The organism is Priestia koreensis (assembly GCF_001274935.1).
GTDB classification, from domain to species: domain Bacteria; phylum Bacillota; class Bacilli; order Bacillales; family Bacillaceae_H; genus Bacillus_AG; species Bacillus_AG koreensis.
Window position 1 is genome coordinate 55,222 of record NZ_LILC01000004.1, and the last position, 23,458, is coordinate 78,679.

Below are 23,458 nucleotides of genomic sequence, written 5' to 3' on the forward strand. Positions count from 1 at the left end.
TACCATACTATGATGTTAATTATAGCAAAACTGTTTCTAAAAACGTCCTCATCCATGCAGTTTTGATACAAACACACACGATAGGAGTAGAAAAAGATGCAAAAGGAATCGAAGGAAAAGGTAGGATTGTTGTTAGGAGCAATAGGTGTGATTTGTTTTAGTTTAACACTTCCTGCTACGCGTGTAGCCGTTGAGTATTTTGGAGCAACGATCGTTGGATTAGGAAGAACCGTAGCGGCTTCTATTTTAGTCGGTATTATTTTATTCATTCGAAAAGAAGCGTTACCATCTCGGCAACATTTTAAAAGCTTGCTAATTATCGCCTTTGGTACGGTGCTTGGTTTTCCACTTTTAACATCGTTTTCAATGGAGTCACTTCCTGTTTCACATGGGGCTGTGGAAGTTGCGCTGCTTCCATTATCGACTGCAGGTTTTTCCATTATTCGAGGCGGTGAGCGTCCTTCATTAAAGTTTTGGCTTTCAAGTATTATCGGATCGTTGGCTGTCATCGTCTATGCCATTCATCTCGGATTAGGCTCATTTCAATTAGCCGATTTCGCCCTCATCGCAGCCATTATCATTCTTGGTCTTAGCTATGCTGAAGGTGGAAAACTGGCAAAAGAACTAGGAAGCTGGCAAGTCATTGCCTGGTCGATTATGATCGGGGCACCGTTTTTTGTCCTTCCAGTTATTTTTCAATTTTCCCCAAGCATGCTTCATGCACCGATTGAAGCGTGGGGAGGCTTTCTTTATCTAACCATCGTCAGTCAATTTCTTGCGTACGTCGCCTGGTATAAAGGAATGGCGCTAGGTGGGATTGCACGAGTAAGTCAAATCCAATATCTACAGCCGTTTTTAATGATTATGTTTGCCGGATTATTTTTAGGAGAATCGATTACGTTATTTACGATGATTACGGCTCTTATTGTTGTGTTCTCTGTGATGATTGGGAAAAATGCGCCGGTATTAAAAAAGGAGGGATCGGCAACAGAAATCTTGCCTTCTTCTAAAAACCAGAGTGATAATCAGCCCCTATAATAGAAAAACAGCGGTAGATAATCTCCGCTGTTTTTAGTCATTTAACCGATCGTTGAAGGTTTTACTTTTGTTTGTAAGGTTAGTTTTCCATCCTCCATGTGATAAACACGATCACAATATGCTAGCATCCGCTCATCATGTGTCACCATAATAGCCGCCTTTTTTCTTTTTTTCACTTCGTCGCCAATTAGATTTACCACTTCATGGGCACGGTTTGAATCTAGGCTTGCTGTCGGTTCATCGGCAAGGATAATGCTTGGTTGATTGAATAAAGATCTAGCAATTGCTACTCGCTAGCGCTCTCCTCCTGATAATTCGTTAGGCTTTTTGGCAAACTTATCTCCTAATCCAAGATCTGCAAGTAGCTTTCTGGCAAACACACGGTCTTCTGCTTGTACCATACCAGCCATTTTTTTGACTAAAATTAACTGATCTAGCACTGATAAATACGGAATTAAATTCGATGATTGTAAAATAAATCCGATTTCAGTCAAGCGAAATTCAGCTAACTCTTTTTCATTTAAACGAGCTACGTCCTGGTTGTTGACGAGTACACTTCCAGATGTGGGTTTAATTAATGCCCCAATAATGGAAAGTATCGTACTTTTACCTGATCCAGATGGTCCTGCAATTGCAACCAGTTCACCCGAATTTACACGCATAGATACTTCCTTTAGTGCTATGACAGTTGAAGAACCTTGTTCATACTGTTTTGTTACGTGATGTAATTCAATACCACTCATTTATTCCACTCTCCCCAAAGCTGTTAGCGGATCAATTTTTGTTATTTGTCGTACCGAGACGATTGAACTTAATAAGCTGATAATTAATAAGGAAATACCATATAAAATGAGTAATTTTACATCTAAGTTAAAGGGCATATCCTTTGGAAATACAAGGGCCGTTAAGTATGTTAATCCAATTCCGATGACAATACCGAACGCGGACAAAATAAATACCTGTGACACAATGGCCTTTGAAATGAAGCGATTAGATGCTCCTATTGCTTTCATGACACCAAACTGCTGCGTCTTCTGAATGGTAATAACATAAAAGAATACAGCAATGATAAACGCCGAAATAACAATAAGAAAAGCAAGCATCATCAAAATTGTTCCGGATTCTTCTTTGTACCCTGGCATTCCTTTGACAGCTGTTGATTTTGTAACTGTTTTAATCCCTTGTATGTCTTTATCAAGCTTGTCACCATCTAAGTTAGGCGCCTGTAAAATAATTGCTTGAACAGGCTCTTTTATTCCATTGTCCGCTCCTGGTGCAGCGTATTGATACTCCCGCCATGTATCTAATGTTGAAAATAAGGCAGGCAAGTGATTAAAGGTTTGATTTTTAACAAACCCCACAATTGTTGCTTCCATTTTCGAATTAGAAATAAGAAGCTGATCGCCAAGCTTATAGCCTTTATCCTTTAAGCTTTCATCTGCAAGCAAACCGAGCTCATGTTGGTTCGACAGTTGCCTTCCTTCAATGACGGTTGGTTCAACAAAGGACCCAGCTTGAATCCCTAATAGTGCCACATCCGTCTTTTTACTGCTATTATCTAATTCCCTTTTGGAAATAGAAGCCATAGATGAGCCAAATCCTGCTGCATCTTCTACACCCTTGGTGCTGTTAATCTCATTTACTTTTTCCTCGGACAGAATGGACTTACTGAATGTAGCACCAGCAGTTTCCTCATACACAACATAATCTGCCTTCAAATTTTTAACAGCAGCGGCACTTAAGGATGAAAGACCATTTCCTAGCCCTGACAAAATAAATACTAGCCACGCAATAAGGATAATAATGACACTCATCATCGCATACCGAAATTTTGCATGCTTTAACTCCTTTAATGCTAGAAACAAAGTTAAGCTCCCCCTTCAGAAAAGTTACAAAATTGTAACTTTACTACAAAAAATAAACATGAATTTTCTTCTTTAACACTAAAAGTTACACAAATGTAACCTTTAAGCAAACAAATATCTTTGTGCTGCCTCCTTATGATATTTAGTTACACAAGTGTCACTTTTGGATAAAAAGTAACTTATGTGTTTTCAAAAAAATTATACACATAAGTTACACAAGTGTCACTTATTTTGTTGAATACCATTTAAGATTAACTTTTTCGTGTAATTCAGCACTTGTTCGTCTTCCATACCGGAATGATTGGGAATGGAAATGCTTTGAAATATAAATCCTAACAGAAGTTCATCAGGCATGTCTTTTTCAATGTGACCCTCATTTTTTCCCTGATGTACAATGTGGATGAGCGGCCTATATAACTCTCCGTGCATGGATGAAAGCTTTTCCTTTTTCGCCTCTAAAAGTGGAGCACCTTTGGTAGGAATGACGTGTTGCATGCCAAGAATTAAATGCAACTCTTTAGATGCAAAGATCTTCTTTAAAAGAATGTCTATTTTTTCCAAAAAAGGTAGCTCCGTTGGTATAGAAGAAAGACTTTCGATGGTGTTCCTCATTTCTTCAATCATAAAATCGAGTAGTAATTCATCTTTATTCTGATAATATTTATAAATAGCGGCTCGCGTTACACCAAGCTGAGTAGCAAGTTGACCAATGGTAAATCCTTCATACCCTGCTTGAATCACCAGCTTTTTCGTCTCATGAAATAAATCCCCTGTATTAAACTTTCGCTCTCTACCCATTATTGACCGACCCTTCTTTCCGTTCATTCCTTACGTTCGCTATGTAGTATTTTATCCATTTTGCCTGTTCGCTATCATTCGTGATGGACTGAGCGTAAGCGTATGTAAAGCTACTTCTGATTGACTATGATTTTATCAGACTCCTCCCATGGTATCAATATCTTAGCCGCCCTTCGTATTACTCACAATATAATCCTACCTAATAAAAAGATGAATATCCTCATGAACGATTCACTGCTTTAAAACCCCCTACTTGGAATGGTGATTAAAATAATTCCCTAACTCCTTTTCGCCACATATGGAATTTATAGTAAAATAGAGGGTGTCACACTGGTTCTTACGTTAAAAAAGGAGAAGAGAGAATGAAACATAAAATAGCATTGCTTGCAGACGTTCATGGTAACATAAGTGCCTTAAAGGCTGTTTTAAACGACTGCAAGAAAGAGAATGTAACAGAGTACTGGTTTTTAGGAGACTTACTTATGCCTGGTCCGGGTACGAACGAGCTGTTTCAACTACTTGAGAGCGTCAACACGACTCTGTATGTAAAGGGAAACTGGGAAGATTGTTTTTTAGAGGTGCTACAGAAGGACATCGATTTAGATCATGAAACGGATGTTTATATCGCAAGACTGACGCAGTTTCAATGCGAGAACTTAAACGAAGCATACATAGAAAAGATAAAGTGTTTACCCATGCATCAGGTAGAGAATCGAAATGCGCTCTCTATCAGCATTAGTCATCATCTTCCACAAAAAGAATTACGGGAGAGATTTATCTCCTGATAATGACCAGCAACAATTTGACCAATTATTTGATCAATCTCATGACATTGCGATTTACGCACATACTCATCATCAATTACTTCGTTATAGCAGCAACGATCAGCTCATTATCAATCCAGGAACAGTTGGCCAGCCCTTTTATAAATGGGACAAGTTCCAATCTGACCGTCGCGCTCAATACGCAATTTTAGAAATCGATGATGCAGGCGTTGCTAACGTTCATTGTGAACTACCCGCCACTTAGCACCCTTACAGGTTGCTTGAAGTGGGGGCTTCCAAGATCATAAGACCTTTTCTTTTATTGCATCTTCATCCACGCCTAAACGGTCGTGTCCAATGCCTTTCCTTCGCGGCGTTCCGACCGCTAGAAAAAATCGAGACAAATTATAACGTCATACCTTGTTCCTTCAAAACACGAATTCCATAGTGTTTGAGGTTTAATCCGGCATTATAATCTCGATCGATTTTTGTGCAACACGTGTCATTTTGGCACACATACACACGATCAGAGAGCGAAAGGTTGTCGTGAAGGTGTCCACATTGACTGCACTGTTTACTTGAAGGGAAATAGCGATCCGCTACGATGTAGTGTTTACCGTTTCTCTCTGCTTTGTACTGCAACATTGTGCGGAACATTCCAAAGCCATTATCGTGCACATTTTTCCCTAGTTTTCGCATTTGAGCAAGGTTCGTCAAATCAAGATCTTCTACCACAATTGCGTCGTACTCATTGGTTATCTGGTAACTACGCTTGTGAAGGAAATCCTTTCGTTGATTTTTGGACTTTGCCAGTAATGCTCGATACGCGTTCATTTGTTTTTGATAGGTACGACTGTACTGAATCGTTCCATTCTCATCGAGAGGAGCTGCGTTTTTCTTACGAGCGAGGGACTTATTCATTCGACGTTGACGTTTCTCAATGAGTCGGTAATATCGACCGTAATTTGCTTTTCGGCCTTCGCTATCCACATACAAGTCCGCTTGGCTATAGTCCAATCCAATTACTTTATTGGCAGAAACGTTGTGTTTTTTCTCCACTTTTTCCGAAGGAAAATCGATGGAAAGGGAGACCAAATAACGCTCACCTTCTCGTCGGATGGTGGCTTTTTTTAAGAGTCCTTCCGCAGGTAAGGGACGGTGTAGTTGAAGGGAAATTCCCTCGGGGAATTTGGGCACACGTAAAAAGACCGCTCCATTTTCGTGAATAACGCGGATATTTTGATTGGTTTGGTTCGTGGTATAGCTGTGTTTGGCGTTCTTCTTCTGATGAAACTGAGGCAATCCTTTTATATCACGAATCGAAGGAATGTATCCTTCCGTGTTCATTCGGTTTCGTGCCTTCTTTTTATACTGGATTGGTTTTCGCGCAAAGGTTTCATTGTATTTTTGAACCGCAGCTTGAAAGCGTCTTTTGGCATCGTTGTACACAAATGAGTCATTGGAACGATCTAAAAAGGCAAAACGACGCGTAAATTCTGTGTAATTTGGAACCTTATGGCGAATGAATCCACCCGCAAAGCCCGAGGCTTCTAATTCGGTGTAGAGATGGGCAACATATTCATTGTAGACTTTACGTTCACACCCAAACGCTCGGTTTAAGCGTTCTTTCTGCTCGTCTGTAGGGGAAATCGCATATTGATACCCAAACGTCACCCATCCTTCGGGTAATGTTTTTTTTGTTCCTTTTCGGTGTGGTGTTTCCAATTGAGCCTTCACGTCATTCACTCCTTTCCATCGGGACCATCTTCCTATCTTACCAAAAAAAGAAAAAGAAAACAAGTACATATGTTCGTTTTAGGCTTACGTCTACCCACCATTCATCCCCCACCTACTCACTGGGCTTCGCCCTTATCGTTCCTTGAGGAAGGGGACTTCTGGTGGAAATCTGTTAAAAGGGTTTTCTATGATATCGAGACAGAATTGGTTCATGCGTCCACTCAGCAGCTCCCGTACTTGAACTTATATACGGAAATGCTACAAACAGGGAAAACGTATACGCACGACCACCAGGTTCTACAAGACGTAAATCAACAATTTCACTATAAAGAAGACGTGATCCAGTTTTTTAGCGAACGTTATTGGCCAAAAGTCGAAAAAAATTAACATTCTTCAGTAGAATTTGCGATATTTCACTCGATCCTTTGCGCTAGCGCTCATTTTATCATATAGTTAAAAAATGAGTGAGTAACAGAGGAGGATTTTGATGGACGGTATGTTTTGGTCAGTATTGATCGGCCTATTCATTATTTTTAATGGATTTGCTGTGGTACTGAGAAAAAGGATTCCATTTTGGATTTTAGGGATCATCTTATGTGTGGCATCCCCTATTATGGTGCTACCCCTTGCATCTCTTGTTTCGGCAAGTGAAGCGGGTAAGGAAGCTGCGATTATTATGCTCGTGCTTGTTGCAAATGGGCTTATTTATATTGTTGTTGGAATTATTCACGCGATTCAACATGCAAATCGAAAAAAGCGTATGGCTAAATAACAGATGATTTAAACTAAAAATCTTGAAGCATGTTCATGTGCTTCAAGATTTTTTAGTCCTTCATCCACTAAAACATAAGGCGATTAAACGCCACTGTAAATGTTGTTTTTTCGTATGGAACACTTTTTAATAAAATGGTTCCACCCATTTGTTCAACCAGCCGTTTTGTAATCGTAAGCCCGAGACCACTCCCTTGATAGCGGGCGTTTCTCGAATCTTCTAGCGTATACATTCGCTCAAAAACACGGTCTTGATGAATTTCGCTAATACCCTTTCCATGATCAATGACTTCGATATGTACGATTTTTTCCGTTGTTATGACGTTAAGGCCGATCATTTTTCCATCTGCGCCGTACGCGATAGCATTTGAAAGTAAGTTATTTAGGATTCGATCCATCGCGTGTGTGTCACCTACTATGAATACCGCTTCGTCAGGGATATTAATGAAAACCTCGAACTGTTTGTTGATGAGTATGTCGTAGTACTCCAAAATCTTTTGCCGACATATTTCCCCCACATCTATTCTCTCTGCTTGTAGCTGTTTGTCCCCTGACTCTAACTTCACGAGCTCAAAAAAAACGATTAATCAGATCTAGTACTTCCTGAGATTTTAAATGAATGGTTTTCATCACGTTTTTTTGCTTTTCCATGCTCAGCGTTTGATCGTGCTCAAGCATTTCAATATATCCTAAAATGACGGTTAAGGGAGTTTTTAAATCATGCGAAATGTTGGATAGAATCTTTCGCATTGACCGTTCAATGCGATGATAATTCGCGATGACGTGCTGATTGTGATTAAGAAGACGGTTAATTTGGATAAGCAGTGATTGCGTGTTCACCTCATCTGTGTACAATAACAGTCGCTCCGCTGTTTCTTGATCGATAATGGCTTTTAGCTTTTGTTCCACGTATTTTATTTGCTGATTGTGAGTCTGTTTTTTACGAATAAGCACAATATTTATAAAGAGAGAAACGAGTAAGAGCACGCCTAATACATAACTCATCATGAAACGTCTCCCAATTTATAACCAATCCCCCATAGCGTTTTGATGTATACAGGATGAGATGGATCATCCTCAATTTTTTCTCGCAGTCGACGAATATGTACATTAATGACGTTTTCATCCCCGTGGTAATCATCTTTCCATACCGCCTGATAGATTTGGGATTTGGTGTAGACGTTCGAAGGGTTGGAGATCAGTAATTTTAAAATATGAAACTCTTTTGCCGTTAGCGCCACGTTCTCTCCATTTTTCAGGACCGAAAAAGAATGAAGATTAACCATTAAGTTTCCAATATGTATAACGTGATCTTCGTTCTGAGTTGGTACGGCCGCATTCATGTAGTGAGCTTGTCGTCTTAGTATCGCTTTTATTCTAGCAAGTAGCTCAATCATAGAAAACGGTTTTGATATATAATCATCAGCCCCAAATCCTAATCCGAGCGCTTTATCAAGATCTTCATCCTTGGCTGACATAATAAGAATTGGCACCATGCTAGTGGAACGAATAATTTTTAAGCACTCCATGCCATCTAGTTTTGGAAGCATCAGATCGAGCAGAATCATGCTGTAGGTATGACTTTTTAACCGAGTCAGCGCTTGCTCCCCGTCAAATACAGCTGTTGCTTCAAACCCCTCTCTCTCTAGCGCCCCTTTTACCATTGCACTAATATGATGATCATCTTCTACAATCAATATTTTTTGACTCATCGTTTCTCACTCCTAACCACTTGCTAAGAAATCATTTTTCGAAGCTACTTTTTATCATAAACCTTTTTTGTTAATAAGTGGTAAGTTTTTAACGCAAAAAAAATACTGTCACCAGTTGATAAGACAGCATTTTTCTTGAAGCGTTATTTAATTATAAAAGATAGACCTTTCACACTGCTGAGAATGACCACGATAACAGTCATTCTCAGCATTCTCTTCATGTAATCTCTTTTGTTATGCAAGATCTGTTTTATCGACGTTTCGATACGTTATATAAGCAACGAAAAGTCCAAGTAGGCAAAAGCTAATCGGGATCGCGATAAACTGATACAAATTAACCGATGCCTCCCCATTTGAAACGGTCCCATTAATTAAAAACCCAACAAGGACGGCCCACGTAACAGTTGAAGAAGTTGATTTTTTTCTCATTCCAAAAAACAGTGGAATAAGACAAACGCCTGCCATCATCAGTGCACTTAAAATAGCACTCGGTATAGTTGACATAATGTTTGTTATGTAAATAGTTTCATCGACTAAATAAATATATGGGCTCACGATAAAAGCCAATAATCCGACTACAAGCGTGGCCAAAAAAATGCTAAAAAAACAAAAGAGAAAAACAATGGTCAATTTCGCCTGCATGATTTTTTTTCGTTTTAGTGGATACGTAAATAAAAGCTGCATTGTTTTGTTTTGATATTCACCAATAACTAAACGAGATAATAAGACACCAGAAAAAATCATAAAGACGATTCGAATAAGGATATTGCTTAAAAACATAAATTCATCAAAATTTGGGAACATAGTCTCAGATTCATTCCGTGACCCCCATGCCATGAGCGCGACCGCAATAAAAATAGATAAGATACATATAATGATGGTTTTAAAATAACGAGACAGACGATGCTTTTGATATTCTAACTTCATTAATTTTAACAAATTACTTTCCTCCTTTTTATTAACAGAACAGCTATTAAGCGTGTATGCCTTCTCCATTCATGGAATGTAAGAAGTAATCCTCCAATGAGTGCTGCTTCTTCGTTATACTGTTTACACCCACATCGTTTAAAATGAGCACTTTTGAAACTTCCTGCTGGGTGCGTGATGTATCGTAAATTCGAATACATGACTCATTCATCACTTTAAAATTGTGGATATGAAGTTCGTGTTCTAGCAAATACGTTGTTTTTTTCATATGTTGGACACTCAGTTCGATGTATTCCGTTTGTTCCCCTCTAATACTTTGCATGGAAACTTCTTTAATTAATCTTCCATGCTGAAGGATGCCGATTGTATCTGCCATCTGCTCCATTTCAGCTAAAATATGACTAGAAATTAAGAGCGTAATCCCATATTCTTTGCAAAGAATTTTAAATAAATCACGAAGCTCTTTAATACCAATTGGGTCAAGACCATTAATAGGTTCGTCTAGTACAAGAAGCTCTGGTTTAGTGGAGATGGCTCGCGCAATACCTAGGCGCTGCTTCATTCCAAGTGAAAAGTCTTTTACCTTTTTCCCCTCAATATTTGTCAGCTTGACAAGATCAAGCGCCTGATCAATAGCGGACTTATCGTAATAACCCATGTATTCGCAGTGAAGCTCCAGGTTCTCACGTGCTGTTAGCCGGTCGTAAAAAATAGGATATTCAATAATTGTTCCCATTCGCTTTAATACATCAAAAGATGTACTCGTAAGCTTTTCACCAAATAATTCAATGTCGCCACTTGTTGGCTTCACTAAATTTGTAATCATTTTCATAACGGTTGTTTTCCCCGCTCCGTTTGGTCCTAGAAACCCATAAATCTCGCCTTTTTTAACATGCATATTTACATCTATTACGACTTCTTTTCCTTGAAATGCCTTTGTAAGACCACTAATTTTCAAAATGTACGTCATGTGCATTCCCCTTTCAACTAATAATTGTATTATACAAAACAAGCTTTTCTTTTCTCTTACTTAAATCTTACTTTTTTCTTAACTTAGTCAAAATTGACAATTTATCAAATTTATAGTTATATATAATGAGTGTCGATATATCGACTGTCGAAATATAAAATGAGGTGCCTATATGAATCCTTTATCTGAAACGACTTATTTAGTGCTGCTCGCTTTATATGATGAGCCTCTGCACGGGTATGGAATTATTAAAAGTATTGAAGACCTTAGTGAAGGATCAATGCTCATTGCGCCTGGAACACTGTATGGTGTGTTAAATAACCTCCAAAAGCAGCGGTTAATTGAAATGGTTGAAAAAGAAACGGATAAACGGAAGAAAAAAACGTATTGCCTTACAGAGTATGGAAAAGAAATTTTACGCGCTGAATATGAACGTTTTTTGCAGATGGCGCGCCTAACAGAGAAAAAACAGATAGGAAAGTGAGAGCAGCAATGACGCAAAAGAAATCAGTAAAAAAGGTATATCAAACATTTGTAGACTTTAAAGAAGAAGAGAAATGGTTACAGGAGATGCTAGAAGATGGTTGGATGCTAGCAAGCTACGACTCTGAAGATCTTGAAGCTTGTCAGTACGTCTTCCACCCTGTACATACAGAGGAAGAAAAGCAGCGAATTTACAAAATTGACTATCGTACATTTGGAAAAAAGGAACAGTTCGAAGAATATAAGGAGTTGTTTGAAGACGCAGAGTGGACGCTACTATCTAAAAGCAAATGGTACTCCAAACATATTTTTTACACGGAGCAAAGCAATCCGAATCAGGAAATTTTTTCAGATCAACAGTCGTATGAAGAGCGAAACAAACGAAAGCAACAATCCTATATGATGTCTATCTTGGCACTATGCATATGCATTGCTGTTACTGTCGTGCTTTATGCGATCTATCAAAGAACGGCCTTCTTAGGGGCGAGTTTGGTAATGATCGTAACAATTATTAAGCTAGTCAGAGATTATGTGAAAACAAGAGCTTTAGTAACTGTGAAAGCGAATCATAAATCATTATAAAGGGAACCCCAATATATGGGGTTCCCTTTCCTTCTACAAACGATTAAAGTGGTGGATTTTCGACGCCTAGTGGAATCCAATCCTCTTTTGATGGCCCGTAAACGCCAAAGGGCTTAATTCCAGCTTGTCGCATAAGGATTGTAACTTGACCGCGATGATGAATAATGTGCTTAATAAGCCCCATTAAAATTTGGGCATTTGTTTCTTCCCGCCCAAATGCCATTTGAACTTCCTGTAAAGATTCATCTGTCCACTGTTGTTCAATGGCTTTTATTGCAGACGAGCTTATCTTTTCAAATGCCTCGACTATTTCTTTTGCTGAGGTAGGAACGTCTTTTGTGTGCCCTATTCCCTCTACTTTAAGATCAAAATGAGCTAAATAGTCTAGAATATTCGTTGTAAAATGCCAAGCAATTCTTCCTAACGTACGCCCTTCTGGATAAACCTTTTGATTCAATGAATCGTCCGTTAACCCATCTAAAACCTTTTGAGTGAGCGTCGCCTCCCAATTCCATTCTCTACTAAAATCTGCAATTGTTATGTACATCTGATCACACCTCCATTATTTTTCTTTCTTTATAGGACATAGAAAACGTTAATGCTTCACTAGGTTTAGTAACAAACAAAAAAGAGAAGCGTTAGTAAAAGAAGCTCACCTATATCATGAACTAGTCGAGATCAATCTCCATATCTCGGTAATAATACGTCATGTCCCGTTCATTAATTTCGCGTACCACTTTGCACGGATTCCCCACCGCCACTACATTCGCTGGTATATCTTTTGTGACGATACTGCCAGCGCCAATAACTGAATTATCCCCAATGCGTACGCCTGGAAGAATGACGGCCTGAGCGCCGATCCAGACGTTATTTCCAATATGTATTGGTACGTTAAACTGCGCTTGCTTTCTACGGAGCTCTGGATGAATCGGATGCGTCCCAGCAGACACAATGACGTTTGGTCCAAACATAACGTTGTCACCCACATAAATATCAGTGTCATCAACGAGCGTTAGGTTGAAATTCGCATATACTCCGTTTCCAAAGTGTACGTTTTTTCCACCCCAGTTACTATGTAAAGGCGGCTCAATATAGCAATCTACCCCGATCTCTTTAAACATTTTCTTTAACAGCTCGTCCCTTTTTTTCTGCTCGCTTGGTCTCGTATGATTAAAGTCATACAGAAGTTCTAACTGCTGCGCTTGCTCATTTAAAATACCTTCATCGTTGCAGTAATAAAGCTTTTGATTATGCATGCGTTGTTTAGTAGTAAGGTTTGACTCGGTCATGATTTCTTTTTCCTCCCATCAAGTAGGCTCGCTATGATTAAACACCCAACTCTAAACGTATAGTTGAGAATTGGGTGCTTATTGCTAAGAGTCTACTTTAGACTAGACTTGGTTTTTATTCATCACAAAATCGTGCTTTTTATTACTTCTTCTAACTCCGAGACACTTTTTAAATGATGCGTGCTGACCAAAGTTCCGAAATTAATATCTCCTAGTGTGGTGCCAACCGTGTATTCCCCTAGAAGACTATCAAGCATCAAAAATGCTGCGGCTACAAACTCATCGTTCTCTTCATAATCTTTTATATACAGGTCAACATCTAACACATTGTGAGTAGCATCGTATTCATAATCAAAAAAGATATCGTTGATCGTTAAAGAAACATCTCCATATTCAATTTCCTGCTCCCCATCTGCTTTTTGTCGAAAAGATATAAGGTTAAAGCGTGGTAAATCTGGTGCAGATTCTACCAAATGAATAACGCTAGAAAATGATGAAACCATACCATCTGCGCTGATAATAAAATCTCGTTTTCCCTCAATTAGATCATAGCTAAATTCGAACGTTAAATTCTCGTCAACCTTGGAAAGCTGTTTCGCTAACTTGTTGAATAATGTGTGATGATCTTCATTTTTAAGTGTAAAATATGCTTGTTCATTTTTTTGAAACCAATCCCAAAAATTCTTTTCTTTATCTTTTGTTTTAAATAAAAATTTCACGTGGAAGCTCCTTTAAATAGATGTTCATCTCTCATTATTATAACGCACGGGCTTTTGTTGGTTAACAAAAATTGCATATTTTTTGCATTGTCTAAACCTCAGCAAAACCCCAGCAATCTAAAAGTAGATGTATAGCTTCTTCTAGCTGCTCTTCTAGAATTCCCGCGAATCCAAGAATGATTTTTGGTGGTGTGAGCTCTTTTTTTTCAATGGAGTAGTCCGACATCGGATAGATTTTTAGCTTTGCTTCTGCTGCCCGCTCAACCAGTTCCTCCTCACTCATTCCATTTTTTACGACAAGTACAATATGAAGGCCCGATTGTTCCCCGATAATCGAAATGTATTCTTGATGACGCTTTAAGAGGTCAACCACCTTTTCAAGCTTACGACGATAAATCTTTCGCATCCGGTTTAGGTGACGTTCAAAATCCCCTTCCTTTAAAAACTGCGTCAAAATATGCTGATCCATTCGAGAAACGGAGCAAGAATGATAAAAAGAGAGCTTCTCCTTGTATTGCTCAAGTAAGAGCCTTGGTAACACCATATAGCTGATGCGAATAGACGGCATGAGAGACTTGGAAAATGTGCCGAGATAAATCACTTTTTCACCCGCATCCATACTTTGAAGGGACGGAATGGCTTTGCCGCTGTAGCGAAATTCACTATCATAATCATCTTCAATAATATAGCGATTTTTCTTGGCAGAAGCCCAGTTTAGTAGCTTTGTACGGCGGTTGACCGATAAAATGGTTCCGTATGGAAATTGATTTGACGGCGCCACATACACAACGTCCATTTTCTTTTCTTGAATGCTCTCCACGTCAATTCCCTCTTCATCTACCTCAAGTGGATACACTTCCTTTTTCATATTATTCAAGATTCGTAGAATTAAGTGATAACCCGGATCTTCAACGCCATAGACGGACTTTTCATCTAAAAGGAGCAGAAGCTGCTGCAGGAGAATTTCAATTCCAGCGCCTACTACAATTTGCTCTGGCTGGCACTGTACGCCTCGTGCATGATAGAGATAATGGGCAATTTCTGTTCGCAACTCGAACTCCCCTTGCGAATCACCGAGCAACAAGAGGCTGTGATTGGCCTTATCAATCGTATTTTTTGCATGCTTTCTCCACGTAGAAAATGGAAAATTTTCCGTATCAATGGCACTCGGATGAAATTTATAGATCACCTCTTTTTTCGCTAATATGGGTTCTTGGTGAGGTTCATGACTCGTTTCCATGTATTCCAAATCCTCATGAGCGAGTACAAAATACCCTCGACGCGGATAAGCTTCAATGTACCCTTCTGCTTCTAGCTGCTCATAGGCCGTTTCAACGGTGTTTTGACTAATTTTTAAAAAGTCCGCGAGTTTACGTTTAGACGGTAGTTTGCTTCCGTATTCGATACGTCCTTCAATAATTTCTTTTTTTATATGTAAATATAGCTGTTCATATAGTGATATTGTGCTTTCTTTATCCAAATGACATGATAACATTTCCATTTTTGACACCCTTCCTAAAACTGACACCATCATTTTTTGAAAAACTGACACTTTTAATACAACCAATTACTTTTTATACTAATCAATAGATTCGGAAAATACAACAGATAACGAAACGGAGTGTTGAACGTGGAAAGATTAGTAGGAACTGAAACTGTAAAACGTGGAATGGCTCATATGCAAAAAGGCGGCGTCATTATGGACGTTGTAAACGCAGAACAAGCAAGAATTGCAGAAGCAACAGGTGCAGTTGCCGTTATGGCACTAGAGCGAGTTCCTTCAGATATCCGCGCTGCTGGCGGTGTAGCAAGAATGGCTGATCCTCGCATCGTTGAGGAAGTTATGAATGCTGTATCAATCCCTGTTATGGCAAAAGGTCGTATCGGTCACATCGTGGAAGCGCGTGTCCTTGAATCGATGGGCGTTGACTATATTGATGAAAGTGAAGTATTAACACCAGCTGACGAAGAGTACCACTTATTAAAAAGTGATTTCACCGTTCCGTTTGTATGCGGATGTCGTGACCTTGGTGAAGCTGCTCGTCGTATTGGTGAAGGTGCAGCGATGCTTCGCACAAAAGGTGAACCAGGAACAGGAAATATCGTGGAAGCTGTTCGTCATATGCGTAAAGTAAACGCACAGGTTCGCAGAGTATCTGTTATGAATGACGATGAGCTGATGACGGAAGCAAAAATCTTAGGCGCTCCGTTTGAGATCTTAAAGCAAATTAAAGAATTAGGAAAGCTCCCAGTCGTGAACTTTGCGGCGGGCGGTATCGCAACTCCTGCTGATGCAGCGCTTATGATGGAACTTGGTGCTGACGGAGTATTCGTTGGTTCAGGGATCTTCAAATCGGAAAACCCTGAGAAATTTGCAAGCGCAATCGTTCAAGCAACGACTTACTATACAGATTACGAGCTAATCGCAAAGCTTTCCAAAGAGCTTGGTGCAGCAATGAAAGGATTAGACATTTCAAAACTTTCTCTTGAAGAAAGAATGCAGGAGCGTGGCTGGTAAAATGCAAACAATCGGGATTTTAGGTCTTCAAGGAGCCGTTGCAGAGCACGTAAGACAAGTAGAAGCCCTAGGATTAAATGCGGTTGTCGTCAAAAAAGCGGCACAGCTTCAAGATATTGATGGCTTAATCCTTCCGGGTGGCGAAAGCACAACGATGAGAAAGCTCATTGATCGCTATGAATTTTTTGATGCCCTAAAAGCATTTCATGAAGCGAAAAAACCAATCTTCGGTACGTGCGCTGGTATGGTGCTTGTAGCAAATGAATTGGTTGATTCAGAAAATGCTCACCTTCAAATAATGGATGTAACGGTCAAACGTAATGCTTTTGGTCGCCAAATCGCAAGCTTTGAAGCGGGCCTTGACATCGATGGACTCAATCAACCATTTAAAGCCGTTTTTATACGAGCACCTTACATTGAACGTGCTGGTGAAAATGTGGATGTTTTAGCGACATACGACGGAAAAATCGTTGCAGCAAAGCAAGAAAACGTTCTTGCCTCTGCATTTCATCCTGAACTTACAAACGACACGCGCTTTTTGAAGCTGTTTGTAGACATGGTGAAAGAACAAAGCTTAACTGAATTTGCGGGTTAAAAAAAGAGGCTGGGACATAACCAGCCAAAAATAATGCCAAAAGGGTTCGCATCATCGTATTCCAATGATGCGAACCCTTTTGGTAGCAATCGTTTTTGAAAGATCTACGACTGTACCATCTACAAACAGTACGCACTCCTTAGGCAATGGATCATTTAATTTCTTCATTCTTTCATGATGATTACTTAGTGTATGGATACTTCTTCCTTGTTGGGGAAAAGCAAGCATGTGCTAAGCTTTTAAAGCACGCCTAAAAAACAGTGTTCGTATACCTCCATACGAACACCCTTCCGTCTTATACTATAGAAATTCTTTGGATTATTATTCTTTAAGTATATCCTTCTTATAAAGGACATAGCGTATCTGTTCTAAACTACATCATCTACTATTCCCATACTTTTTCTCAATTGCTTCGTTCCAGAGCATGAAGATCTTTTTCAGTTCCTCTGTTTCTATAAAGCTATGATCTAGTTGTCCTTCATTTGCAAACTCAAATATAATTTTGGTGATGTCGTAGTTTATTTCCATCGTACAGGTATTTCCCGTAATTTCCTCATACAAAGATTCTTTTGAAAGAACTTTATTGAGTAAATCAAGTCTTATTCCCGATCCATCTTCTTGAATATCTGATAATACCAGATCGACGACAAAACCGATTTTTTTTGGCACATCAATCATCAAACCATCTAAATCTTCATCCTCGTAAATTTCAACCTTATATTTCATTATTATCTTTCTCCACTTCTTCTTATCGGAAATGCTGTAGTTATTTTTTCATTTCCATCTAAATACATCTTAATTTTTATCCCCTCGGAAGTAGTACCTTGATAGAAAATATCCCCATTACTAGTCCTAAACATTTGCTTATTTTCATACGCTTCATTGATCGCATTAAGCACCTGAACCCGATCCCAATCTTTTGGGGAAAAGTTGAATCCAAAAATTTCGGGACCGAATTTACAGAAATTTTCGCGCGATAAATTCCTTTACTATCAAGAGGGTCTATCATCTCCAAAATTTCTCCTCCACCCATCATACTTTCATGATGATACCCTACCGCTCTTCCATGAAGATTTACCTGTCCGTGAAAAACATGCTCTACCGTATGGCCTGTAATAGGTCTTTGAGATCCGTTGCTTCTAGACATTAACATCAGCGTGGAGTGATAGAGTTCGGCCGAAACATCTTCTCGGTATTGCTTACTTAGTGTATTGATACTTCTTCCTTGCTCCGCAAAAGCAAGTGCTCATTGGGGAGCTAACCCCACGTACTCATCATTTCATTGTATGTTTTGTCTGCACGTTTACGTTCCATTTCGGACACATCCTCTCAAAAGTTATTATAAGAACTTAATTAAATGGTGTCCATGAAACTATACTAACTCCAAAAGTATGCTTTGGACACTTTATAATTAATTTTATTCTTAATATGAATAGTAGTTTTTATAAGATATTAAAAAATATTGGGAACGGTCCTCTAATGCTTCATTTTAGAGAGCTTGCATAGTTTAAGATATAATTGAGACTATCGTAAATTTTGGAGCTAGTTCTGGAAGTCAAACAAACCTCCTTTGCGAGATTTTTATTCACAAATAAATCTTGCTTGGTTTTTGTTTGTCGACAGTCGCAGTAACGAAAGTACCAAATAGCATATTAAAGAATTTCTATTAACATCCTATGTATTTGAAATGACAGATACATAGGATAGTTGGTGTCTGTCCAAATTTAACATATAGATTTTTCGTTACGTTCAACTAATTTGAAGCAAGATGGGAAGTGCAAGATGGAAGATATTTTAACTAATGTATTGAAAAACGACAGATTAGATGAATATCCGTTATTCAAAAAGTTTTGTGGCCTCAAAGAAAAAGGCCTACGGAAGGAATCCTTTAAAGCATTATCCTCATTTATAGGTGAAGCAAAGGAATGGGATAATGATAAACAACAGAATTTCGCTTGTTGGCTATTTACTTTATTTGAAGTATCAGACAATATTCACCACATACTTGTTCATCCTTTAGAAGAAAATTTGTTAAAGCCTATACTTGAGGGATGGATTAGGGAAAATCCAAAAGAACCAAGACCATATAGATGGTATGGCTTGTTTTTACAAACCGAAAAACATATTGAATACTTAAACAATGCACTTGAACTTGGTGGCAAAAGCGAACAATTATCATTGTTAAAACTCATTGATATTAATTTTTACTCGCTTTGGTATTCGTTTCACCATATTTCTGAAGATTTATATCTGGGCAATATTGAAGAAGATTCTATTCTTATTACTAAGTTACAGCAGTTAAATGATAAGGTAGAATGTCAACAAACCAGGAAAAATAATGATGATGAAATTAACTATTATAGAGAACTGTTGAATGATTGGATGATATTTAAAAAAGAACAAAAAAAGGACTTTGTTAAATGGTGTAAAACCAAGGGTAAAGATTACCATTGGACAAATGCTTATTATTACGAATAATAAAGGGCTTTTTATAGCCCTTTATTTCCTTTGCGCTTATCAACTAAATGCTGAACACCATAAAGTAAATACGCTTTATAGTGCAAATAAATAAAAAATTGCAAAGGATTTATTCGATTCAGACGAACGATTTTCATCTTTTTCAAAAACGCCATAAAAATGAAAGCAAAGAACCCATCCCCTATAGCGTTTAGAGAAATAAATTTTATAAAATTACCTTTTGACAACTTTAGTAACCATAGAGACAGGGGCATATAAGGTCCTAAACTAAAAGGAAGTTCATTCCTTAAAAAATCTCTCGGTTTTTCATAAAATGTCCACCATTTCTTTTTATAAGCGTATAAATAATTTAAAATCTCAAAACCAATAATAAAAAGACCTGCAAAAGAATAGCGCTTCAGACTTGTCTTTCCAATAAAAAGCAAGGATAACCAGGAAATGGTTACCATAGATATATTAAACCATAAACGTTTCTTTGATAGCATTTTAGTATTCACCTCAACTTGCTTCAATTTACTTATATTTTTAGTAAATAGCCATTTTATATTCATTTAAATGTTATCATTTTGAACACTTCATGATACCTTGTGAACTTATTGAGGAGAAAATAAAAGCAAACAAAAAAATTCGAACCTTTTCGCGTACTTTTAAAGGTTCGAATTCAGCTATTTTCTCAATTCATTATCATTTTTTATTATGTATAGTTTCTCTAAGATTAACCTAATGTTCTAAGCTAATTTTATCTAGTTTATTCAATAATTGGTCTAGTATCTGACTAACCACGATTGTATTGTTACTCACTAAACCCTCTTCTAAGCCTAAACGAATCATGTGCTCCCTAGTTTCTTCTATCTTCTCTACTAATTCTCTTCTCGACATACAATAGGAATCCTCCAACCCTCTAACCACCTGATAATTTTCCAATTTCATCTATTTTTTATCTTAGTTCGATTTAACAAAAATTTCAATACTCAAAGTCATATTTTTCATTTTGTTCACTGGTACTCTATTGGTATTTTCAGCATTGAGCATATATTCTACTACAAACGGGAGCGCACTTAATAATAGAATTTTATTAATAATTCTTACTCCCTAGTTACTGGGCTCCTTGTAGGTGACCCCAGATTGTGAGTAGTGGAACTTCTAAGAAGTACGAAAGCTAATGCCAACTACTCTTTGTATACTCCTTCATAAACCACATAAAATGTTGATACATTGTAAAAAAAGATTTATGCTGTTACTTGCGAAGGAAAAATGCTAAACAAATAAGAAAATAAACATAGTAAAGTCATAATTAAACAGGAGACGAAACAATGAATAAAAAGCGACTAATGATACTTTCAATACTCTCATTAGCTTATCAATACAGTTTTTTTCATATATATTGGATAAAAGACGATCTCATAAGCCTGGACCCCATCATGGCTGATATCTATTGGCTTACCGCAGGACTATTTGGTGTTATCTTGGGTATGTACGCACTTTTAATCTATAGAGCCCTTGATTCTTCCTCTTTAGTGGCTATAATTACATTTATTATAGGTATACTTACACTGGGGCTTTTAATCCTAGCTGCGCTTGTAACATCCATGTAGATACACAAAAAAATCCTAACCCTTACACTCCTTATTCATCTGCTTGTACTCACTTAATATCAACCTATCCTCTTTCTATCTATGGCTGGCGAGAGTTCAATACCCAGAACGTTGCTATTCCCTACTAAAAAAAGAGCCCCCAAACAAACAAGTGGATCTATAGTGTTGCTCACCATCAAACTCGATGAGAAACACAAGCTTGCCTTCATCGTATATAGCAAAGTCAAAACGTCAAGGTCTAATGTTTATGCATCCATCTAAGATTACTTCTGTTTGGAATGAGTAGTGAAGATCGTTGAGGACATTAGCTATTGTTCGTACACCAGATGAATCACCACACCTACTATAGGTAGCCGTACCCCTTCACTAATTCATAAGGTGTTTTAGAGCTAATCATATTGCAATGTACATGCTTAACCTCTATCTTCTTGTGCAACCCCATCACTAACAACCTGAAACTCATTACTCCACTTGTCTTTTATATTAGAGAAGAACTCTTTTTTGTTTCTCTCAAACAAGTGGTACATTCAAATACTGTTGATACTCCAATGCCCTTGTACTCTCCGGTTAGTTTGTATTTATCACCAAAGATCTTTTCAAGTTTGATCATAAAGCTCTATGTACTTTGTATAGGTTGTGTCTTAGCATTTGCAAAATTGTTTACCCTGTTATTTTCATAACAAATCTTACATTCATACCTTACTGCTTCATATGAGTTCTTTCTGTAGGACTTATTACATTCTAAACAGAGTATCTCAATATCCGTTTTAGAATCTATGTAAGTCCCAACTACTTCCTTCTTATCTCCCTACTTGTCATAAAACTTCTTTACATAGGCATCATGTTTATTCTTCTTGCACATGTTATCACCCCTTTCTTTATCACCTCAATAACTTATCGCATATGGTTAACATTAACAGGATGAATAAGAGCACAAGAAAAAGCGCCCTGCCTTAAGACGCCTTATCACTCTTCATATTTGTTTGGAAAGTATGTCTGTCTCTTTTCTTTTAAATACTCTTGGAACTTTAATACATCTTCTTTGAAATAAAGTTCTGTATTACCTGTCTTCTTGAATGGTTGGATGCTGCCTTTTTTTAAATGATTGTACATACCCTGTCTGGTTAGACCTAGCATATCTACTACCTCTTGCTTGGTTAACACTTCATCTACAATCAATACCTTTAATTCATCTGTTAATGTCATCCCTATACGCTCCCTTGTTAATTCCTTATGAATTGTCTATACTATGAGTAGAAGATTCGTCTTCGATATGTGTTCTTATTTACGCCTCTGTTTGACGAGAGGCGCTTTTTTATGCCTTCTTATCTATAACGTACTTTACTATAATACTGACAATGACCAAAACGAATATGACAACAAAAGTGTAAGAAAGAACTTCTTGTTTGTGAAAGTCTAGTATGAATATCATTACGTACAACATTAACACTACTACTGATACATCAACCGCATTCAATAATTTCTTCATCGCATAATGAAAGATTGGCTAATTTGTTTTTTTATTTTCGAAAGGGAGTGAGGTTTATCATCCCCATTCTTTTGTTATGTGTTCTTATTTACGCTTCGGTTTGCGCTTTTTCTTTTTCTTTCTGTCTTTAATGTCTAGTGTGTTTTTAATCAGTGTGCTTAGTCCTGCTAGCATTACGATTATGGTTGCTATGTCCTTTAGCCAATCTTTCGTCTCTCACCTCCTTATATGTATAATGCCATATAGATGTACATTTGCACTTATAATTAGTATTATTTTTACTTTTTTACCAATATTTTTAAAGTTATTTAGGTGTTTATTAACAAGTAGTTCTTAGTGTTATGGGTTTGTGTATAGTTTGCTTCAACAAATACACATAATAAAAAGCACTACGATTAACAGTGCCTTTCATTATAGTTACTTAAAGTCGTAAGGTCGGTACTGCTTGCGTGTTACTTCTAAAGCTTTTTGAAATTCTAATACATCACTCTTTAGAAATATTTGAATTGATCCCACTTGCTTAAAGGGTTTTATCTTTTCATTCTTTAAGTGCAGAGACATCGTTTGCTTAGCAATACCTAACAAGTCCATTACTTCTTGTTTCATGAGTATTTCTTCCAGCATAAATTCACGTAATTCATCATTCAGTTCCACTAATTACATCACCTACTACTGTTTTTATTTTAAAGCGATTAGAATATACTATCTGTATTAGGGATTTTATCTCCTTTTGTTATTTTTTCTTTGTTTATCGGTGCTTAAATATAAGCACCTTTTTTTATCATTTCGACCGAGAAAACCCCCACCTCAAGGAACGATACGGGCGTAGCCCAGTGAGTAGGTGGGGGATGAATCGGTCTTTTTCACCACAATGGCGTGTTGCATTTTCTTCCTTGTTTGGTACAATAAGAGAAATAGAACACCAGTTCTTAAGTGAAAAGACCTAAACAGAAAGGAGGAAAACCACGTGATTCTAAAGGCATTTAAATTTCGTCTCTACCCCAATCCAACTCAACAACAGCTCATTCGTCAGACATTTGGATCAGCTCGTTTTGTGTTTAATTTTTTCTTAGCTCAACAAGAGCGTCAAGTAGATCAATATTGGGCAATCATCAATGAAATGGTCCA

At 37.7% G+C, this 23,458-nt stretch carries 26 protein-coding genes and 3 pseudogenes; 11 read left to right on the forward strand and 18 right to left on the reverse strand.

Going from position 1 to position 23,458, the window contains the following annotated elements:
- Window positions 1–96 precede the first annotated feature (96 nt).
- Window positions 97–1,038 carry a DMT family transporter gene (locus AMD01_RS04295; protein ID WP_053400181.1) on the forward strand — a complete coding sequence of 314 codons (942 nt, stop codon included), beginning with the start codon at window positions 97–99 and terminating at the stop codon, window positions 1,036–1,038.
- Window positions 1,039–1,079: 41 nt separating this feature from the next.
- On the opposite strand, the pseudogene AMD01_RS04300 reads toward AMD01_RS04295, so the two are convergent.
- The 3 genes and pseudogenes from AMD01_RS04300 to AMD01_RS04310 form a co-directional block, all read right to left on the reverse strand.
- Window positions 1,080–1,781: pseudogene (locus AMD01_RS04300) on the reverse strand (ABC transporter ATP-binding protein).
- Entirely contained in the window at window positions 1,782–2,903 is a 1,122-nt protein-coding gene (locus AMD01_RS04305) for an ABC transporter permease (RefSeq protein ID WP_053400182.1), read from the reverse strand.
- A gap of 222 nt (window positions 2,904–3,125) precedes the next feature.
- The gene (locus tag AMD01_RS04310) at window positions 3,126–3,701 is read right to left on the reverse strand and encodes a TetR/AcrR family transcriptional regulator (protein ID WP_053400183.1); all 576 of its coding nucleotides are present in this window, start codon (window positions 3,699–3,701) and stop codon (window positions 3,126–3,128) included.
- 362 nt (window positions 3,702–4,063) lie between these two features.
- Here AMD01_RS04310 and AMD01_RS04315 point away from each other — a divergent pair.
- Window positions 4,064–4,706: pseudogene (locus AMD01_RS04315) on the forward strand (metallophosphoesterase family protein); the annotation flags it as partial.
- A gap of 164 nt (window positions 4,707–4,870) precedes the next feature.
- On the opposite strand, the gene AMD01_RS04320 reads toward AMD01_RS04315, so the two are convergent.
- Window positions 4,871–6,202, reverse strand: coding sequence for an RNA-guided endonuclease InsQ/TnpB family protein (locus AMD01_RS04320; RefSeq protein ID WP_053400184.1), 1,332 nt, complete (start codon window positions 6,200–6,202; stop codon window positions 4,871–4,873).
- A gap of 69 nt (window positions 6,203–6,271) precedes the next feature.
- Between AMD01_RS04320 and AMD01_RS04325 the strand changes: the two genes are divergently transcribed.
- Both AMD01_RS04325 and AMD01_RS04330 read left to right on the forward strand, forming a co-directional pair.
- The gene (locus AMD01_RS04325; protein WP_053400185.1) at window positions 6,272–6,589 is read left to right on the forward strand and encodes a hypothetical protein; all 318 of its coding nucleotides are present in this window, start codon (window positions 6,272–6,274) and stop codon (window positions 6,587–6,589) included.
- Window positions 6,590–6,689: 100 nt separating this feature from the next.
- On the forward strand, window positions 6,690–6,974 hold the full coding sequence (locus AMD01_RS04330) for a hypothetical protein (RefSeq protein WP_053400186.1): 285 nt from the start codon (window positions 6,690–6,692) through the stop codon (window positions 6,972–6,974).
- Window positions 6,975–7,041: 67 nt separating this feature from the next.
- On the opposite strand, the pseudogene AMD01_RS04335 reads toward AMD01_RS04330, so the two are convergent.
- The 4 genes and pseudogenes from AMD01_RS04335 to AMD01_RS04350 all read right to left on the reverse strand — a co-directional run bounded on the left by AMD01_RS04335 (window position 7,042) and on the right by AMD01_RS04350 (window position 10,582).
- Window positions 7,042–7,978, reverse strand: a pseudogene (locus AMD01_RS04335) (sensor histidine kinase).
- Window positions 7,978–8,685, reverse strand: a complete 708-nt coding sequence (locus AMD01_RS04340) for a response regulator transcription factor (protein WP_053400187.1) — start codon at window positions 8,683–8,685, stop codon at window positions 7,978–7,980. The pseudogene AMD01_RS04335 and the gene AMD01_RS04340 overlap by 1 nt, the downstream one beginning before the upstream one ends.
- A gap of 234 nt (window positions 8,686–8,919) precedes the next feature.
- The gene (locus AMD01_RS04345; protein ID WP_053400188.1) at window positions 8,920–9,624 is read right to left on the reverse strand and encodes an ABC transporter permease; all 705 of its coding nucleotides are present in this window, start codon (window positions 9,622–9,624) and stop codon (window positions 8,920–8,922) included.
- Window positions 9,625–9,658: 34 nt separating this feature from the next.
- Complete coding sequence (locus AMD01_RS04350) at window positions 9,659–10,582, reverse strand: ABC transporter ATP-binding protein (protein ID WP_053400189.1); 924 nt, start codon at window positions 10,580–10,582, stop codon at window positions 9,659–9,661.
- A 172-nt stretch (window positions 10,583–10,754) separates the two neighbouring features.
- Here AMD01_RS04350 and AMD01_RS04355 point away from each other — a divergent pair, with 172 nt between their 5' ends.
- The gene (locus AMD01_RS04355) at window positions 10,755–11,066 is read left to right on the forward strand and encodes a PadR family transcriptional regulator (RefSeq protein WP_053400190.1); all 312 of its coding nucleotides are present in this window, start codon (window positions 10,755–10,757) and stop codon (window positions 11,064–11,066) included.
- A gap of 8 nt (window positions 11,067–11,074) precedes the next feature.
- Window positions 11,075–11,647 carry a DUF2812 domain-containing protein gene (locus AMD01_RS04360; protein WP_053400191.1) on the forward strand — a complete coding sequence of 191 codons (573 nt, stop codon included), beginning with the start codon at window positions 11,075–11,077 and terminating at the stop codon, window positions 11,645–11,647.
- 43 nt (window positions 11,648–11,690) lie between these two features.
- On the opposite strand, the gene AMD01_RS04365 is transcribed toward AMD01_RS04360, so the two are convergent.
- From AMD01_RS04365 to pdxR, 4 genes are all read right to left on the reverse strand, one after another.
- A complete protein-coding gene (locus tag AMD01_RS04365; protein ID WP_053400192.1) occupies window positions 11,691–12,194 on the reverse strand; it encodes a DinB family protein in 504 nt (167 codons plus the stop codon).
- A gap of 121 nt (window positions 12,195–12,315) precedes the next feature.
- Window positions 12,316–12,936: a sugar O-acetyltransferase gene (locus AMD01_RS04370; RefSeq protein ID WP_053400193.1), complete on the reverse strand. Its 621-nt coding sequence runs from the start codon at window positions 12,934–12,936 to the stop codon at window positions 12,316–12,318.
- A gap of 122 nt (window positions 12,937–13,058) precedes the next feature.
- Window positions 13,059–13,655 carry a hypothetical protein gene (locus AMD01_RS04375; RefSeq protein WP_053400194.1) on the reverse strand — a complete coding sequence of 199 codons (597 nt, stop codon included), beginning with the start codon at window positions 13,653–13,655 and terminating at the stop codon, window positions 13,059–13,061.
- 91 nt (window positions 13,656–13,746) lie between these two features.
- Window positions 13,747–15,156 (reverse strand): MocR-like pyridoxine biosynthesis transcription factor PdxR, encoded by a 1,410-nt coding sequence (pdxR, locus tag AMD01_RS04380; protein WP_053400195.1) that lies wholly within the window; start codon window positions 15,154–15,156, stop codon window positions 13,747–13,749.
- Between the two features lie 129 nt (window positions 15,157–15,285).
- Between pdxR and pdxS the strand changes: the two genes are divergently transcribed.
- Window positions 15,286–16,173, forward strand: coding sequence for a pyridoxal 5'-phosphate synthase lyase subunit PdxS (gene pdxS / locus AMD01_RS04385; RefSeq protein ID WP_053400196.1), 888 nt, complete (start codon window positions 15,286–15,288; stop codon window positions 16,171–16,173).
- Between the two features lies 1 nt (window position 16,174).
- Window positions 16,175–16,768, forward strand: a complete 594-nt coding sequence (gene pdxT, locus AMD01_RS04390; RefSeq protein ID WP_053400197.1) for a pyridoxal 5'-phosphate synthase glutaminase subunit PdxT — start codon at window positions 16,175–16,177, stop codon at window positions 16,766–16,768.
- 378 nt (window positions 16,769–17,146) lie between these two features.
- Here pdxT and AMD01_RS04395 read toward each other — a convergent pair whose 3' ends face one another.
- Window positions 17,147–17,494 (reverse strand): hypothetical protein, encoded by a 348-nt coding sequence (locus AMD01_RS04395; RefSeq protein WP_053400198.1) that lies wholly within the window; start codon window positions 17,492–17,494, stop codon window positions 17,147–17,149.
- Between the two features lie 2 nt (window positions 17,495–17,496).
- On the reverse strand, window positions 17,497–17,667 hold the full coding sequence (locus AMD01_RS23360; RefSeq protein WP_169775932.1) for an EndoU domain-containing protein: 171 nt from the start codon (window positions 17,665–17,667) through the stop codon (window positions 17,497–17,499).
- A gap of 883 nt (window positions 17,668–18,550) precedes the next feature.
- Here AMD01_RS23360 and AMD01_RS04405 point away from each other — a divergent pair.
- The gene (locus AMD01_RS04405; protein ID WP_053400200.1) at window positions 18,551–19,246 is read left to right on the forward strand and encodes a hypothetical protein; all 696 of its coding nucleotides are present in this window, start codon (window positions 18,551–18,553) and stop codon (window positions 19,244–19,246) included.
- A gap of 11 nt (window positions 19,247–19,257) precedes the next feature.
- Here AMD01_RS04405 and AMD01_RS04410 read toward each other — a convergent pair whose 3' ends face one another.
- Both AMD01_RS04410 and AMD01_RS04415 read right to left on the reverse strand, forming a co-directional pair.
- Window positions 19,258–19,758 (reverse strand): hypothetical protein, encoded by a 501-nt coding sequence (locus AMD01_RS04410; protein WP_342666966.1) that lies wholly within the window; start codon window positions 19,756–19,758, stop codon window positions 19,258–19,260.
- A gap of 208 nt (window positions 19,759–19,966) precedes the next feature.
- Entirely contained in the window at window positions 19,967–20,176 is a 210-nt protein-coding gene (locus AMD01_RS04415; RefSeq protein WP_053400202.1) for an aspartyl-phosphate phosphatase Spo0E family protein, read from the reverse strand.
- 383 nt (window positions 20,177–20,559) lie between these two features.
- On the opposite strand from AMD01_RS04415, the gene AMD01_RS04420 reads away from it, so the two are divergent.
- Window positions 20,560–20,841, forward strand: coding sequence for a hypothetical protein (locus AMD01_RS04420; RefSeq protein ID WP_053400203.1), 282 nt, complete (start codon window positions 20,560–20,562; stop codon window positions 20,839–20,841).
- Between the two features lie 966 nt (window positions 20,842–21,807).
- Here the strand turns inward: AMD01_RS04420 and AMD01_RS04425 are convergent.
- Both AMD01_RS04425 and AMD01_RS04430 read right to left on the reverse strand, forming a co-directional pair.
- A complete protein-coding gene (locus tag AMD01_RS04425; RefSeq protein ID WP_053400204.1) occupies window positions 21,808–22,047 on the reverse strand; it encodes a helix-turn-helix transcriptional regulator in 240 nt (79 codons plus the stop codon).
- Between the two features lie 700 nt (window positions 22,048–22,747).
- Window positions 22,748–22,984, reverse strand: a complete 237-nt coding sequence (locus AMD01_RS04430; RefSeq protein ID WP_053400205.1) for a MerR family transcriptional regulator — start codon at window positions 22,982–22,984, stop codon at window positions 22,748–22,750.
- A 313-nt stretch (window positions 22,985–23,297) separates the two neighbouring features.
- Between AMD01_RS04430 and AMD01_RS04435 the strand changes: the two genes are divergently transcribed.
- A partial coding sequence (locus tag AMD01_RS04435) for a helix-turn-helix domain-containing protein (RefSeq protein ID WP_157052614.1) occupies window positions 23,298–23,458 on the forward strand: 161 nt, incomplete at its 3' end.

Bases quoted from the DNA above. Each gene is read 5' to 3' on its own strand.
- AMD01_RS04330 (WP_053400186.1), top strand. From the start codon at position 6,690: ATGGACGGTATGTTTTGGTCAGTATTGATCGGCCTATTCATTATTTTT.
- pdxT (WP_053400197.1), top strand. From the start codon at position 16,175: ATGCAAACAATCGGGATTTTAGGTCTTCAAGGAGCCGTTGCAGAGCAC.
- AMD01_RS04295 (WP_053400181.1), top strand. From the start codon at position 97: ATGCAAAAGGAATCGAAGGAAAAGGTAGGATTGTTGTTAGGAGCAATA.
- AMD01_RS04415 (WP_053400202.1), bottom strand. From the start codon at position 20,176: ATGAAATTGGAAAATTATCAGGTGGTTAGAGGGTTGGAGGATTCCTAT.
- pdxR (WP_053400195.1), bottom strand. From the start codon at position 15,156: ATGGAAATGTTATCATGTCATTTGGATAAAGAAAGCACAATATCACTA.
- AMD01_RS04325 (WP_053400185.1), top strand. From the start codon at position 6,272: ATGTTCGTTTTAGGCTTACGTCTACCCACCATTCATCCCCCACCTACT.
- AMD01_RS04355 (WP_053400190.1), top strand. From the start codon at position 10,755: ATGAATCCTTTATCTGAAACGACTTATTTAGTGCTGCTCGCTTTATAT.
- AMD01_RS04360 (WP_053400191.1), top strand. From the start codon at position 11,075: ATGACGCAAAAGAAATCAGTAAAAAAGGTATATCAAACATTTGTAGAC.
- AMD01_RS04395 (WP_053400198.1), bottom strand. From the start codon at position 17,494: ATGAAATATAAGGTTGAAATTTACGAGGATGAAGATTTAGATGGTTTG.
- AMD01_RS04310 (WP_053400183.1), bottom strand. From the start codon at position 3,701: ATGGGTAGAGAGCGAAAGTTTAATACAGGGGATTTATTTCATGAGACG.
- AMD01_RS04405 (WP_053400200.1), top strand. From the start codon at position 18,551: ATGGAAGATATTTTAACTAATGTATTGAAAAACGACAGATTAGATGAA.
- AMD01_RS04365 (WP_053400192.1), bottom strand. From the start codon at position 12,194: ATGTACATAACAATTGCAGATTTTAGTAGAGAATGGAATTGGGAGGCG.
- AMD01_RS04340 (WP_053400187.1), bottom strand. From the start codon at position 8,685: ATGAGTCAAAAAATATTGATTGTAGAAGATGATCATCATATTAGTGCA.
- AMD01_RS04420 (WP_053400203.1), top strand. From the start codon at position 20,560: ATGAATAAAAAGCGACTAATGATACTTTCAATACTCTCATTAGCTTAT.
- AMD01_RS04425 (WP_053400204.1), bottom strand. From the start codon at position 22,047: ATGACATTAACAGATGAATTAAAGGTATTGATTGTAGATGAAGTGTTA.
- AMD01_RS04370 (WP_053400193.1), bottom strand. From the start codon at position 12,936: ATGACCGAGTCAAACCTTACTACTAAACAACGCATGCATAATCAAAAG.
- AMD01_RS04350 (WP_053400189.1), bottom strand. From the start codon at position 10,582: ATGACGTACATTTTGAAAATTAGTGGTCTTACAAAGGCATTTCAAGGA.